Below are 14,281 nucleotides of genomic sequence, written 5' to 3'. Positions count from 1 at the left end.
TTGCGAGTTCGCTAGTTTGCTGACTTGCGAGTTCGATGGTAGTTAATTACTACTTGATTATAGCTAATCGCTGATCGCTTATTGATAATAGTTAATCGATAAGCGCTACTTGGCTCTCACTAATCTTTAAGTAAGTGCTTTTTAATAATCAATGCTTATAATCCAGCATCTGCAAGACTTACGTATCCTGGATCAATAAGTCTTGCTTTTAGATTTGTTGCACTTACAGCAAGAATATTTTCTGTATAAAGTGCTATTTGCTTATTGTTTATTACAATAGTTGACATTCGTTTATTTATTTCTAATTTACCTGTTTGATTTAATTCTTTGCACGCTTTTGCAATATCGAAAGCAGCTTCTTGCTTATGCTCGATAGTTGTAATCCATTGCTTTCCATTTACTATATTTGGTAGAGCATATTTATATGCTCCATATCCAGTTATTATAGGCCATTTAAATGTTGAATTATCATTTTTATTTGATTCGTCACTGTTATTGTTCTTGCTGTTAGTGTCAGTGTCTAAATCATTTTTATTATTTGAATCATTTTTATTATTTTTGTTACTTTTTATTTGTGGTTGAGGAACAGGTTGTTTATTTAGATTGCGTTTTCCAATAATATTGCCAATAATATTTCCAATAACGTCTTTAATAGTTATTGAAGGGTTAATATCTGCTGCACTTCCTTTATATCCAAAATCAGTTAATGTCTTTTCTGTTTTTGAAGCAGTATTATCGTCTAATGCAATAATTCCATCAATATGGACATATTTGTCTTCTAAAATTCCTTCGTGTTTAACTAATCTTTTCGATAATTCTTTTTTAACAGAGTCTGCGTTATTCGCGTAAAAAGCAACGTTGGACCAATCTTGATCTGTCACTTTTGCGTTAAGCTTTCCGGATGGTGAAACTAATGTGCCTTCTGAAAAATATGGTTGTAATATTCTCCAAATTCCTATAAAAGCATGGTGAGCAAATTCATCTGTATTGTACTCATCGTTTGAGTCTTTGTTGTTTTTAGTGTCTTTTTCATCTTCGCTGCTTTTAGTATTTTCGCTATTTTCGCTGTTTTCATTTTTTGAAGAGAAATGATTTTGATTGCATGGTAAAAGAACTTCAATAGATTTTGGATTATTGCTTGTTGCTCTATATAAAGCTAATTTTTCAACTAATGCTTTAGCTTGAGCTTCTCCAATTCTTTCAGCTGTAGAAAAATTAACTAATGCATCTGGCTCAAAATTTTTGATCATTCGAGATAAAACTATTACGTGAATACCTGATTTTTGAGCTAATTTCAACGATGTTGATATTCTGTTTTCTGCTTCATAATCTAATTTTTTATCATTTGATTCTTCGTAATTTTCGTTATTCTTAGAGTCTTGAGAGTCTTTAGAATCTTTTGAATTTTTTACATTTTGGGGTTTTTTATTGGATTTCTGTTTTGTTTTTTCTTCAATTTTAGAATTTAAGTATGATTCATCTTCTGGTTGTGTAGCGTAATCTCCGTAGTTGTTATTGCCGTTCTTGTTAGTGAAAGGAGCAACAATAATAGTAGTTTGCGAATCTTTATTATCTTTATTATCTTTATTATCTTTATTTTTATTTTTTATTTTTTTATTATTTGAATTATCTTCAATACTTTTCTCTTTTTTCTTTTCAATTTTATTTACTACATAATCTTGGATTGATTGACTTTGTTCGTGCAAACTTGATGAAGAATGTAATTCAATTTTTGATTCGTTAAAGCCGTGTGATTTTAGTGATTTTACGATTTCTGGAACTAATGAGTCCCAAGTACTTAAAGGAGTATTTCTAGTTAATGAAATACCGTCTGATGGAGTAAAAATAACTACATTTCCGCTTGCTGCCGATGAATTATTTGCTTTTGTATTACTTTGTTGTGTAGATGTATTGCATCCAGTTGTCATAAAAAGCATAACTATAGTTACAAGCATTGCAACTATACGATGTAATGGTTTACGCAAGCGAATCATACTGTAATGCCTTCCATTAGTTTAAAGAATAAAACAAGTATTTTTAACTTATGCTATTTTATACGTATTGCTTGTATGTTTAATTACTTTCGTGGCGTGTCATAAGAATATTTATCGAATTAAGCATTGCGAAGTAAACTCATGCACATATCTCGATATTCTGAAACGTAACCACCTGAAAAGAATACGCAATGGCCAGCAATAGGATACAATTGCCATATTGTAGTTCTCTTTTCAAAGCCAGCTTTAAGAGGATGTACAGATTGATATCCATCTAAGATTTGTTTGAAATAACTAATTCCGAACAGTTGTAACATAGATAAATCTTCTTCTCTATGCCCTCCATGCGCTGCAGGGTCAATAAGAACTGCTTCAACAGAATCTGTGTTTGTGTCTTGAGCGTTTAATTTGCTGTTTATATCTAAATCGTCTTCATTACTTTTAGTCCATAGCACGTTTCCACTCCATAAATCTCCGTGAACGCGTGCAGGTTTATCTTCGCTAGTTTTACCAAGCAGATCTGGAAGTGCATCTATAACGCGATTAGTGAGATCTAAGTCGTCTTTAGTTAATGCTCCTCTTTCAATTGCAAGCTTTACCATTGGACGCAGTCTTCCATCTGCTAAATAATCAATCACGTTATCCCAAGATCCTGTGTCCATTTTTACAGGATCGCAAAGAGGTCCAAAATAGCATGTTCCATCGTAATTAGCTGGAGGTTCTCCAAAAAATTTAGCTCCATAATCGTGCATATGAGCTAAAGAAGCTCCAAATTTGTATGCAGATAAAGCAGTAGGTCTAGATATTTCGATTCGCTCGATGTTTAGGTAGTCTGAACCCCAATCGTATACTTTTGCAACTTTAGGACCTCCATGGCTGTGAGCTTCATTCAGCCACTCTAATCCTTTGCCTTCGCACTCAAAGAATCGCTTCGGTGCGTATGATCTGCTTTTTCTATATACATTGTTGTTCATAGCAACCTTCTAATTTTTAAGTTTTATGTTTTAATACTTATTTCTTAGAATTACATTCTACTTCTAATTGTTTGTAATTCTAATATTTTAATTGTTTATTACTGTTTATTACTGTTTATTACTGTTTTATGTTTTACGATTTTATGATGTTCTATTACTGTTTGTTTATGATATTTAATTATTGTTTATGATGTTCAATTACTTCTAGTATTTATATTACTTTTATTATTTGTTGATTTTTCTAAATGAAGCTTTAAAGAAGTTGTATCCAAAAAGTATTCCAGCTGAGAATAATGCGCTTCCTAATCCAGTGTAAAATATTGCAATAAATTGTTCTGGAGCAATGTTGCTTGCTCTTAAAAGTATTCCTCCAGTCATCATAAAAGCCATAATTGCGAATGATTTTACGTCAAAGAATTTTAGGAAGAATTGTTTTTCTGTATAAGAAGTGATTCTTGCAGTATGTTTTTTTACTAACTTATTAAAAATGAATACGTGAAATATTGCAAAAACTATTAAAGATAAACCATAGTTGATTATAGATAGATACTCTGTGTACGCTAAAAGTCCTATGCGAAGTATATTTAATCCTGCGATTAACCATACAATACAAGCGATCAATAGAAGAGTATTTTTTTGTACTTTCATAAAATAAATTCCTCGTGTTTTATTTGTATAAATAATATTTAGTAATATTATCAGTGTTTATTTAATAATTTTAGCAATTCTTTGTTGTATAAAGATAATCAAAGCAAATTTCATTATAATAACAATAAAATTTTTGTTCTATTATACTTTTTATTTATTAAACTTGTAAAAAGTGTTGCAAAATGACGATATGACTCGCTATAGTCCTTATTTATGAACGACAACAATAATAGCCATGAAACATCTGAAAATAATACTTCTTTAGAGCCAGCATTTCGATATAATGCTCAGTTAGCTCAAGATATTGAGAAGCGTTGGCAGAAAATATGGGATGAAAAAGGCACATTTTGGGCTGCAAACGTTAAAGGCGATTTGAAAGATGGAGATGGCAATAATGCTAATGGTCGTCCAGCTTTCTTCGCTATGGATATGTTCCCATATCCATCTGGCAAAGGTCTGCATGTTGGTCATCCATTAGGTTATTTGGCAACTGATGTAGTTAGTCGTTATCACAGAATGAAGGGTGAAAACGTATTACATGCTATGGGCTATGACGCATTTGGTTTGCCGGCAGAGCAGTATGCAGTTCAAACAGGTCAGCATCCTCGTATTACTACTGAAGCGAATATTGCTAATATGCGTCGTCAATTGCATCGCATGGGATTGAGTTTTGATAATCGTAGATCTTTTGCAACAATTGATGAAAATTACGTTCGATGGACTCAATGGATTTTCTCTAAACTTTATGATGCTTGGTATGATCCTGATTTTGTGCGCTCTGATGGTGGTAAGGGTTCTGCGCGTCCTATTAAAGAACTTATTGGTGAGTTTAAAGAAGGTAGTCGTGAAATTCCTGGTTTTGAAGGAAAAAATTGGGAAGATTTAAGTAAGTTAGATAAGTTTGATGTACTTAATAATTTTAGGATTGCTTATATTTCTAAATCTCCTGTTAATTGGTGTCCAGGATTAGGAACTGTTCTTGCGAATGAGGAAGTTACTGCTGAAGGCAAGTCTGAGCGTGGTAATTTCCCAGTATTTCAGCGTAATCTTCGTCAGTGGTCAATGCGCATTACTGCTTATGGTCATCGTCTAGTTGAAGATCTTTCTACAATTGATTGGCCAGAAAAAGTAAAGCTTATGCAACGAAATTGGATTGGTGAATCTCATGGTGCATCTGTTCATTTTGATGTTGAATGCGCTGATGGTAAAACTCGTGATTTAGAAGTTTATACTACTCGTCCAGATACGATTTTTGGTACTACTTTTGCAGTTGTTTCAGTTGATCATCCTTTGCTTGAAAACGTTCCTGAAAGTTGGAATGATGATGTTCCTGAAAGTTGGAAGGGTGGTTATACAAATCTTAAAGAAGGTTTAGCTGAGTATCAAGCTCAAAGTAGAGCAAAAACAGCAAAGGATCGTACTGAGGATGCTGGTGTTAAAACTTGTTTGTTCACTGGTCTTTATGCTATCAATCCTGTAACTGGTGCTAAGCTGCCAATTTTCGTTGCAGATTATGTGCTTATGGATTACGGTACTGGTGCAATCATGGCTGTTCCTGGAGGCGATCAGCGCGATTATGATTTCGCTAAAGCTTTCGGATTGCCTGTAATTTACACTGTTAAGCCTCTCGATGATTGCGATGAAAAACTTTCAGATTATGAAGGTAAAGCTCCTTTTGTTTCTCATGATGGTATTGTTATAAATTCTGAAGTAGAGCACACGTATAAACTCCAAGATGCATTGTCTATTAACGGATTACGTGTTGATGATGCAATAGAAAAAGTAAATGCTTGGCTTGAATCTGCTGGTGTTGGTAAAGGCAGAGTTTCTTATCGTCTTCGTGATTGGCTATTTTCTCGTCAACGTTATTGGGGTGAGCCATTCCCAATTGTTTATGATGAAGATGGTGTTGCGTATTTGCTTCCAGATTCTCAATTGCCTATTTCTCTTCCAGATGTTCCTGATTATCAGCCTAAAACGTATGCTCCAGATGATGCAAATTCTGAGCCTGAAGCTCCTTTAAGTCGTAATGATGATTGGGTGAAAGTGCAGCTGGATCTTGGTGATGGAGTGAAAACATATTATCGAGATACAAATACTATGCCAAACTGGGCTGGATCTTGCTGGTATTACATGCGTTACCTTAATCCTAATGATTCTGAACATATGGTTGATTCAGAAGAATATAAGTATTGGATGGGTGTAAAATCTGAGCAAAATTCTAAAGCTGGCGGCGTTGATTTATATATTGGTGGTGTAGAACATGCTGTTTTGCACTTACTTTATGCTAGATTCTGGCATAAAGCTTTATATGATTTAGGATATGTTGGAACTCCTGAGCCTTTCCACCGTTTGTTTAATCAAGGTATGATTCAAGCTTATGCTTACACAGATGATCGCGGTCAATATGTTCCTGCAGCTGAAGTTGAAGAAGGTGCTCCAGATTCTAATGGCGAGCCAACTTTTACTTGGCATGGTGAGCATGTTAATCGCGAATTTGGAAAGATGGGCAAGAGCTTAAAGAATATTATTACTCCAGACGACATGTATGAGAATTATGGTGCAGATACATTCCGTTTGTATGAGATGAGCATGGGTCCTCTTGCGGAATCTAGGCCGTGGAATACTAGTAATGTTGTTGGTTCAATGAGATTCTTACAGCGTTTATGGAGGAATGTTGTAAACGAAGAAACAGGCGAGTGCGTAGTAACTGACGACAAGCTTGACAATAAAACTCTAAAAATTCTTAATAACACTATTGCTGATGTGACAGTTGAAATGGAAGCAATGCGTCCTAATACTGCTATTGCTAAGCTTATTGTTCTTAATAATCATATAACTTCTTTGCAGCATGTTCCTCGTGAAGCTGTAGAACCACTTATTTTGATGCTTTCTCCTATAGCTCCACATATTTGTGAAGAAATGTGGAATAAGCTTGGGCATACAACGTCTATTTCTCATGCGAATTGGCCGGAAACTGATTCTAGATATGTTGGAGTTGATACTGTTGTTGCAGTTGTTCAAGTAAAAGGTAAAGTTCGAGCCAAACTTGAAGTTGATCCAAATATTGATGCCTCTGAGCTTGAAAAACTTGCTTTACAAGCCGTTGCTGATCGTTTAGGCACAAAAGCTCCTAAAAAAGTTATTGTGAAAGCTCCTAAAATTGTGTCTATAGTTCCTGACGAAAACTAATAGTAATTTATACGCTTATCTTGCGCTTATCTATATCATGTAGAGATACACGATGTAGGTAAGCGTAAGTTTTAATGCAAAATTAAAGATTTTTTAAAGCTTATGCTTTTTAATCTAGCGTTAAGTATTTATATGTTGTGCTTAATTATCTTTTAAGTTAGCGTTAAGTATTTTTATTTATCGGAATTAACTATTTTCTATTTTGTTTTAAATAGTAGTTTTATAAACTTCTGACCACATAGCGTGATTTTTCTTTAAATATTCTCATTTCTTTCATATATTCGAATATAAATACTTTTATTACTTTTAAGCTTACAAAGAAAGTAAAAGTTTGGCTTTGGGGGATTGTTTATAAGAAGTATTGCTAAAGGTTGGGAGTTTATATGCAAAAGAACAAAGCTCGATCTCTAAATGATTTAATGAATTCAGATTCATATTTAGAGAGAAAGAAAAGTGATTCTTTTAATAAAGAGTGCATAGTGAGAGAAAATAGTAATGCCAATAAGTCTGGCGTTAGAGTTCATTTTAAGCCTATTCATGCGCTTTCGCTATTGCTTATTTTAGTTGTAGCTTTGTGTGCTAGTCTTACTTTACTTATTACGCAATCTATCAATTATTCTCGTGCTGAAAATTATAGGATTAGTTCATTGAAAAAATATTCTCAAAAAGGAGCTAATTTAGACGAAAATAACTCTATTAACGCTGAATATTGCGAAAATCACAATGACGAAAGTAAGTGTAAAAAAATAGTAAAGAAAATAAGTAAAGTTAAAGCGAATAAAACTAAAGAGAGTGAGCATAAGACGAATAATAATGCTTTAGCTGAACCTGTCAATGATAATGACAACAGTGATTTAGATAAAAATAATTCAAACGCGAAGAATAAGAATAATAATGCAAATAAATCTTGTATAAATATAAATACTGCTGGAATTGATCAATTGCAAACATTAAATGGTGTTGGTCCTAAAATGGCTGAGCGTATTTTGGATCAAAGACGTCGTATTGGTAGTTTTAAGAAAGTTTCTGATTTGATGAAAGTTAAAGGCATAGGGCAAAAAACATTAGAAAAATTTAAAGGAAAAGTATGTGCTAAATAACGAGTATTTTAGGGGGATTATTGTGAAGAAAGATAGGTTGGGAATTTTAAAAAGAGAAAACGGCAATAAAGATTGGCGCATGCTACCTATAGCGATAGGTGTATGGAGCGGATGTTTTTTAGGAAAATGGTTTAGTGATTTTATTTGTTGTTCGTCAAAAATATCATCTAAAGAAAATTTTCACAAGGATTCAATTCAATCTATAAATTCTACTGTAATTACATGTGTGTTTGCGTTTTTCGTGCTTTGTATATGCGTTATTTTATACGTATTAGTTTTGAAAAGGAATGCTAAAACGCGTTGCGATAAAAGAAAATATTCTTTTAACCGTACTTGTGTTATTTATTTTAGATTATTTTGGTTGCGTAATTGCATTCTTGTATTCTTAATAATTTTTGCGATTATGTTGGCTTTTATTATGAGTTTTATATCTTCTAGCAGACAGTATTCAGATATATTAACGCAAATTGCTAGTAATAATAAAGTATCAAAATCATTTAGTGCAAATGCTAATCATAGAAGTTCTCGTCATATAAAAGGTGATTTTAAAAATAGTAATCGTAGTAGTAATAATAATAGTAAAAGCAATAGCAATAGCATGAAAAGTAGTATCAAAAATCGTTATGAAGATGATATTAAAAATTCTTCTAAAAACTCTATAGAATCTGAAAATACGCATTTTCTTGCAGATTTAACTGTTGACACTCCGCTTAGAGTGTCTAACTCGTTTAATGGAGATTGTTCTGCAAATGTTTCTGTATCTTCTTTACGTTTTAAAACTAGTGATTTGAAAAGTGTAGTTTACAAATCTAGTTCAAGTGCAAAATTATATGCGTATAAGCCTATTTGTGCTTTTGTTGTATATGGTTCTTCTTTTAGAAGCGATGTGACGATTAGTATTTCAAAATTTAATTCACAGATTATAGAGATTACGATTCCAAAAACTGCTAGTAGTGTAACTTTATTAAAAAATCCCAGTGTGTATCATTCGATGTTAAATTCTTTATGGAAGTCTTTTTATAAAGTTACTGAAAATTTAGATGATCAAGGTCGAATACTTGTTCCAGGTCTTACTGTTGGATTGTTAGGACAAGAATATTTTCCATCAGATTCTTCTAATAGTGAATATGAAAATACTATTGATTCTACATATGCTGATTGTGTTAAAGAAAATTTCAAGCATGCAGGAATAATGCATCTTATGGCTGTTTCTGGAGGTCATTTTTTGCTACTTTCAGCATTTATTCGCCGTCTTTGCTCATATTTTCTTATTCCTAAGCGTTTTACTGCTTTTCTAGAAGTATTGTCTTGTGTTTTTCTAGCTTCAATAGTTTATCCATCCGCTAGTGTTTTTCGCGCTCTTAGTATGTGTTTAATTTCATCTATTGCATTTGCAATTGGTAGACCTTATCAATCTATTAGTGCGTTAAGTTGGACAGTTTGTTTAACTCTGCTAGTAAAACCTTGCTTCGCATGGGATTATGCATTTTCTCTTTCATGTGCTGCAACTATTGGGATTATTATTATGGGTGTTCCTTTCCAAAAATATTTAAGTATGTTATTGCCTAAATGGTTAGCATCTGCATTAAGTATTACAGTTTGTGCGTGGTTTTTCACTATGCCTATACAAATATTGATGCAGCCGGAAATATCATTTATGTCTACGTTTGCAAATCTGATGGTTTCTCCGTTTGTTGATTGGGCTACTATATGTGGGCTTATTTCTTTAACTTTTTCAATATTTAATAATTCTGTTGGTTTATTATTTGCTAGAGCTTCCTCTATTGGCACGGGAATTATGGAGCGTTGCGCTTATTTGTGTAACGAATATGCTTTAGGTGTTTTTCCTTGGATGAAAGGTGCTTTAGGTGCATGGCTTATTTTAGGAGTGGAATTAGTTTTATTTGTTTCACTTATTATTATTTCTAAATTAGTTCGCAAATTGAATATTGTTAGTCAATCATATATAGCACTACAATTAACGAATAATAAAGCGAAGCGAATTTTGGATGATTCATTGAAATTATTTACGTCATAGTAACATAGTTTTCGCGGGTATTTGCTTATAGTTTTAAACGTTTGCTTATAGTTTTAAGCGTTTACTTGTGGTTTTAAGTATCGTCAGATTCGTGTAATTTGCAATACTTATACTTGTCTTATTCAATAAGATGTAGGGGGATTTATGTCGAGTAATCGCATGATTTCTCCATTGACGTTAGTTGTTGGTGGAGATGCGTATCTTAACGAGTTAAATGCAAAAGACGTGCGTGATAATATTCTCCTTAAATATTCAAATGTAGAAGTATTGAATTTAGATGCGGCTTGCCTGAGTTCCGCCGCTTTTAATGAATCAATAGGCCCTTGCCTTTTAAGCGATGGAACTATAGTTGTTATAAATAATTTACAGCAAGCAGAAGAATCGCTTGTTGATGCAATTGAATCATTTGTTAAGACTTATATGAGCCAAGAATCTAGTGATACAAGTAACTCTTTTTATCAAAATAATCGCTGGGTTATTGCACGTCACGAAGGTGGATTAAAAGGTAAATCTATTATTACAAGATTATCTCGTGATGGTGCTCGAGTGCTTAACGTTCCAGATTTAAAGAAGCCTGATGCTCAATTAAATTTTGTTATGAATATCTTTGAAAGATCTTCTAGGCGCATTGCTCCTGATGCTGCTCAAAGATTAGTTTCAGTATTAGGTGGCAAAACGGAAGAATTAGCATCACTATGTTCACAACTATGTTATGACTTCGATGATAATCCTATTGATTTGAAAATTGTTGATCAATATTTGATTTCAAATACGCAAGTAACAGGATTTTTTGTAGCTGATAAAGCTGTTTCATCTAACGCAAGTGAAGCAATATTGGCTGTGCGTACTGCTATAAGCCAAGGTGTTGATCCTATTGCTATTATTGGTGCTCTAGGCGCAAAAATGAGAATAATTGCAAAAGCAATCGCAATAAAAAATGGTGAGATTTCTCAATCTGCTGCAAAAGTTAATCCTTGGGCATTGAATATTGCTATGAAACAATTAGCTGGGTGGTATAGTGATGGAGTTTGCCAGTGTATTAAGTGCTTAGCTTGGGCAGATGAGCAATGTAAAGGCGGTTCAAATGATCCAAATTATGCTTTAGAAAAGTGTATTATGCTTATTGCATCACGCGGTAAAGGGAAGAATAATTACGATGTCAGCTAATGAAGAAAAAAGTATAACTCTATGTGTTCCTACAGATTCGCATATGCGTGCCTTAGGTGAATCTATTGCTCATATTATGCGAGAAGGAGATGTTGTATTACTTTCAGGTCCTTTAGGAGCTGGTAAAACAACTTTTGCTCAAGGTTTGGGTAATGGACTTAAAATGAACGGTCCTATTGTTTCTCCAACATTTACTATCGCTAGGCAATTGCATGGAACTTTTGCAAATGGAAAACCTGCAACACTTGTTCATGTTGATGCTTATAGATTAGGCGGACAGGATTTTGCTCCAGGTCAAGATAGTGTGTCTAGATTGTTAGATGAACTTGAATCTTTAGGCTTAGATGAAGCTTTAGAAGATCCAGCAGAAGGAACTGTAGTTCTTATGGAATGGGGGGAGCAGATGGCTGGAGTGCTCTCTGATACTCGTTTAGAAATACATATTGATAGACCTTTGCAATCTGATTGTGCAGAAAAATTAACAAGTGATGGTAATCGTATAGTTACTTTAATACCTTATGGAGGAGATTGGTCTAAGAGAATATCTTTATTTTCAAATAAATAAGCTAGTTAAGAATAGCAAATAGTAAACTAATTAAATTAGTTACGTTAAGGGATAGATATGGTAAATACTCTGGTTATTGACACGTCATACGGTTCTACTGTAGGAATTGTGGGATATGAGCCAATTGTAGAAACTGATTCTCGCACGCATGTAGAACGTTTACAAGTAAATATTGCGTCTGTAGTTGAAAAAGCAGGATTGAGTGCGAAAGATATAAATCGTATTGTGGTTGGAGTTGGTCCAGCTCCATTTACTGGTCTTCGCGCTGGAATAGTTGCAGCTAAAGCTATTGCTTTCGCAAATAAATCTTCAATCATTGGATGCGATAGCTTGTTGCCTCAAAGTAAAATGGTTCGTTGCCGCGAATTTGATAAAGCTTTGAAAGATGGTCGTGTTTTAAAAGAGTCAATATGCAAAAAATGTGATGAAACATCTTCTCATCATTATGTTCTTTCGCTTAACGATGCGCGCCGCAAGCAAGTATATATGTCTTTATATAACGAATTTGGCGAATCTGTTATAGACATGGATATAGATTATCCAAATAACATAGTAGAGCGCGTAAATAAGTATTTAGAAAGCTTAAATAACTTTGATTATTGTGTAGACATATTAGGCCATGGTGCTAAAAAATACTTTGAAGATTGGCAAAAAATTTCTAAAGTAGGTTTTATTGCAGACGTTTGTGCATTAGATTTAGGAGCTAAAGGGTTAGAAATTTTTGAAGATTGCGCGTTAGATCAATTGCATACTACTTTAGATCAATTGCAACTTAATAATAAAATAGCGCAAAAAAATGTTGAGCCACTGTATCTACGAAGACCAGATGTATCTGTGCCTAATCCTTTGAAACATGTTTTAGGCTCCGGTGCTGCAAATAAGTTGTGCGATACAAATCAAGTTGATAAGAAATGATAGTAAATATAACGCGCTCTAAATATCCAGCTGATGCAAGTAATCTTTCTAAAATTCTTAACAGTGATATCAGTTATAAAAAAGTTATAAATCAAATATCTATTATAGAAAAAGATTTATTCTCTAGCGGATGCTGGAATGAGAATATGATTTCTCAAGAATTAGAAGCTCCTATGCGTCAATACTATGCCTATATAGATGACGAAACACACGATATACTCGGGTATGCAGGATATTGGTTTGACGGTTTTGACGCGCAAATTATGACTATAGGCGTTTGCCGAGTAAATCAAAGATCTGGGATTGGCTCTTCTCTTTTAGATACTATGATGCGTTCAGCTAAAAATATTGGCGCTGAAAGAATGCTACTTGAAGTTAGAGTAGATAATTCTCCTGCGCTCGCTTTATATAAAAATTATGGATTTGAAATAATGGGCTTGCGTAAAAGATATTACCAACCTGAGAATGTAGATGCTTATACAATGTGTGTTAGTTTAAGTTCAGCTTCGGAAAGTGATAAGACAATCGAGGAAAATAATGAGTGAAGCAATTGTTTTAGGTATTGAATCAACATGTGATGAAACAGCTGCAGCTATTGTGCGCGGCCGTACTTTGGTTTCTAATGTAGTTGCATCTTCTATGCAAGAGCATGCGCGTTATGGTGGCGTAATACCAGAAATTGCTTCACGTGCTCACGCTGAGGCCTTTGTTCCTGTTGTTTCTAAAGCTTTAGCAGATGCAAATATGGATTTAAGTGATGTTGATGCAATTGCTGTAAGTGCTGGTCCTGGTCTTGCAGGTTGTTTAGCTGTGGGAGTTTCTGGAGCTAAATCTTTAGCTTGGTCTGCAAATAAGCCTATTTATGGAATAAATCACGTAATTGGGCATATTGCTGTAACTCAGCTTCAATTTGGTGATGTACCAGATGACGTTCTTGCTCTTATTGTTTCTGGTGGACACACTTCGCTTTTACATGTTAATGATATTGCGCGCAGCATTGACGTTGTTGGTACAACGTTAGATGATGCTGCAGGTGAATGCTTCGATAAAGTAGCTCGTTTACTTGGATTTCCATATCCTGGTGGTCCTCATATAGATAGGCATGGTCGCAATGGCAATCCTAATACTCTTAAAGTTCCCCAAGGATTGACTCAAGGACGATCTGGAAAGGATCATCCTTATGATTTCAGTTTCTCTGGCGTTAAAACTGCTGTTGCTCGTTGGGTTGAAGCTCGTAATGCTCAAGGCCTTGAAATTCCTGTTGATGATGTTTGTGCTTCTCTTGCAAATTCTGTTGCAGATGTTCTTTCTAAAAAAGCTATTATGGGTTGTGAACAATATGGTTCTAAGACTCTTATGATTGGTGGAGGATTTTCTGCTAACTCGCAACTTCGTGAACATTTATTAGAGCAAGGTGAAGAACATGGAATAGAAATTCGTTTGCCTGAGCTGAAACTATGTACAGATAACGGAGCTATGGTAGCTATGTTAGGAGTTAATTTAGTTGAAGAAGGAGTAAGACCTTCTAATCCTGATTTTGCGATAGATTCAGCAATGCCTCTTACTACAGTGAGTTTGTAGTATTTTTATTGTGGGTTTGTCGTAAAATGATAGTCAATACGAATGTACATTGATGAATCAATCGGTTTTAATGTATTTGTAGAATATTTATAAATTATTTACTGATT

Annotated in this window: 11 protein-coding genes; 8 read left to right on the top strand and 3 right to left on the bottom strand. The window is 34.0% G+C overall.

Going from position 1 to position 14,281, the window contains the following annotated elements; genetic code table 11:
- Nucleotides 1-155 precede the first annotated feature (155 nt).
- The 3 genes from HMPREF3230_RS01490 to HMPREF3230_RS01480 all read right to left on the bottom strand — a co-directional run bounded on the left by HMPREF3230_RS01490 (nucleotide 156) and on the right by HMPREF3230_RS01480 (nucleotide 3,616).
- Nucleotides 156-1,994, bottom strand: coding sequence for a type 1 periplasmic-binding domain-containing protein (locus HMPREF3230_RS01490; protein ID WP_075523221.1), 1,839 nt, complete (start codon nucleotides 1,992-1,994; stop codon nucleotides 156-158).
- 119 nt (nucleotides 1,995-2,113) lie between these two features.
- The gene (locus HMPREF3230_RS01485) at nucleotides 2,114-2,968 is read right to left on the bottom strand and encodes a fructosamine kinase family protein (RefSeq protein ID WP_075523220.1); all 855 of its coding nucleotides are present in this window, start codon (nucleotides 2,966-2,968) and stop codon (nucleotides 2,114-2,116) included.
- Nucleotides 2,969-3,193: 225 nt separating this feature from the next.
- A complete protein-coding gene (locus HMPREF3230_RS01480) occupies nucleotides 3,194-3,616 on the bottom strand; it encodes a hypothetical protein (protein ID WP_075523219.1) in 423 nt (140 codons plus the stop codon).
- Between the two features lie 213 nt (nucleotides 3,617-3,829).
- Between HMPREF3230_RS01480 and leuS the strand changes: the two genes are divergently transcribed.
- From leuS to tsaD, 8 genes are all read left to right on the top strand, one after another.
- Nucleotides 3,830-6,808, top strand: a complete 2,979-nt coding sequence (leuS, locus tag HMPREF3230_RS01475) for a leucine--tRNA ligase (RefSeq protein ID WP_075523218.1) — start codon at nucleotides 3,830-3,832, stop codon at nucleotides 6,806-6,808.
- Nucleotides 6,809-7,191: 383 nt separating this feature from the next.
- Nucleotides 7,192-7,908 (top strand): ComEA family DNA-binding protein, encoded by a 717-nt coding sequence (locus HMPREF3230_RS01470; protein WP_075523217.1) that lies wholly within the window; start codon nucleotides 7,192-7,194, stop codon nucleotides 7,906-7,908.
- A 418-nt stretch (nucleotides 7,909-8,326) separates the two neighbouring features.
- Nucleotides 8,327-9,946 (top strand): ComEC/Rec2 family competence protein, encoded by a 1,620-nt coding sequence (locus tag HMPREF3230_RS01465; RefSeq protein WP_155642868.1) that lies wholly within the window; start codon nucleotides 8,327-8,329, stop codon nucleotides 9,944-9,946.
- 144 nt (nucleotides 9,947-10,090) lie between these two features.
- Complete coding sequence (holA, locus tag HMPREF3230_RS01460; RefSeq protein WP_075523215.1) at nucleotides 10,091-11,113, top strand: DNA polymerase III subunit delta; 1,023 nt, start codon at nucleotides 10,091-10,093, stop codon at nucleotides 11,111-11,113.
- Nucleotides 11,103-11,678 (top strand): tRNA (adenosine(37)-N6)-threonylcarbamoyltransferase complex ATPase subunit type 1 TsaE, encoded by a 576-nt coding sequence (gene tsaE / locus HMPREF3230_RS01455; RefSeq protein WP_075523214.1) that lies wholly within the window; start codon nucleotides 11,103-11,105, stop codon nucleotides 11,676-11,678. The genes holA and tsaE overlap by 11 nt, the downstream gene beginning before the upstream one ends.
- 57 nt (nucleotides 11,679-11,735) lie before the next feature.
- A complete protein-coding gene (gene tsaB, locus HMPREF3230_RS01450; RefSeq protein WP_075523213.1) occupies nucleotides 11,736-12,593 on the top strand; it encodes a tRNA (adenosine(37)-N6)-threonylcarbamoyltransferase complex dimerization subunit type 1 TsaB in 858 nt (285 codons plus the stop codon).
- Nucleotides 12,590-13,138 (top strand): ribosomal protein S18-alanine N-acetyltransferase, encoded by a 549-nt coding sequence (gene rimI / locus HMPREF3230_RS01445; RefSeq protein ID WP_075523212.1) that lies wholly within the window; start codon nucleotides 12,590-12,592, stop codon nucleotides 13,136-13,138. Before tsaB ends, rimI begins: the two co-directional genes overlap by 4 nt.
- Nucleotides 13,131-14,174 (top strand): tRNA (adenosine(37)-N6)-threonylcarbamoyltransferase complex transferase subunit TsaD, encoded by a 1,044-nt coding sequence (gene tsaD, locus HMPREF3230_RS01440; protein WP_075523211.1) that lies wholly within the window; start codon nucleotides 13,131-13,133, stop codon nucleotides 14,172-14,174. Before rimI ends, tsaD begins: the two co-directional genes overlap by 8 nt.
- Nucleotides 14,175-14,281: the final 107 nt, after the last annotated feature.

The sequence above is a fragment of the Gardnerella vaginalis genome (assembly GCF_001563665.1).
GTDB lineage: Bacteria > Actinomycetota > Actinomycetes > Actinomycetales > Bifidobacteriaceae > Bifidobacterium > Bifidobacterium vaginale_A.
This window is presented reverse-complemented; position numbering and strand designations above follow the sequence as displayed.

Bases quoted from the DNA above. Each gene is read 5' to 3' on its own strand.
- HMPREF3230_RS01490 (WP_075523221.1), bottom strand. From the start codon at position 1,994: ATGATTCGCTTGCGTAAACCATTACATCGTATAGTTGCAATGCTTGTA.
- HMPREF3230_RS01485 (WP_075523220.1), bottom strand. From the start codon at position 2,968: ATGAACAACAATGTATATAGAAAAAGCAGATCATACGCACCGAAGCGA.
- HMPREF3230_RS01480 (WP_075523219.1), bottom strand. From the start codon at position 3,616: ATGAAAGTACAAAAAAATACTCTTCTATTGATCGCTTGTATTGTATGG.
- leuS (WP_075523218.1), top strand. From the start codon at position 3,830: ATGAACGACAACAATAATAGCCATGAAACATCTGAAAATAATACTTCT.
- HMPREF3230_RS01470 (WP_075523217.1), top strand. From the start codon at position 7,192: ATGCAAAAGAACAAAGCTCGATCTCTAAATGATTTAATGAATTCAGAT.
- HMPREF3230_RS01465 (WP_155642868.1), top strand. From the start codon at position 8,327: ATGAGTTTTATATCTTCTAGCAGACAGTATTCAGATATATTAACGCAA.
- holA (WP_075523215.1), top strand. From the start codon at position 10,091: ATGTCGAGTAATCGCATGATTTCTCCATTGACGTTAGTTGTTGGTGGA.
- tsaE (WP_075523214.1), top strand. From the start codon at position 11,103: ATGTCAGCTAATGAAGAAAAAAGTATAACTCTATGTGTTCCTACAGAT.
- tsaB (WP_075523213.1), top strand. From the start codon at position 11,736: ATGGTAAATACTCTGGTTATTGACACGTCATACGGTTCTACTGTAGGA.
- rimI (WP_075523212.1), top strand. From the start codon at position 12,590: ATGATAGTAAATATAACGCGCTCTAAATATCCAGCTGATGCAAGTAAT.
- tsaD (WP_075523211.1), top strand. From the start codon at position 13,131: ATGAGTGAAGCAATTGTTTTAGGTATTGAATCAACATGTGATGAAACA.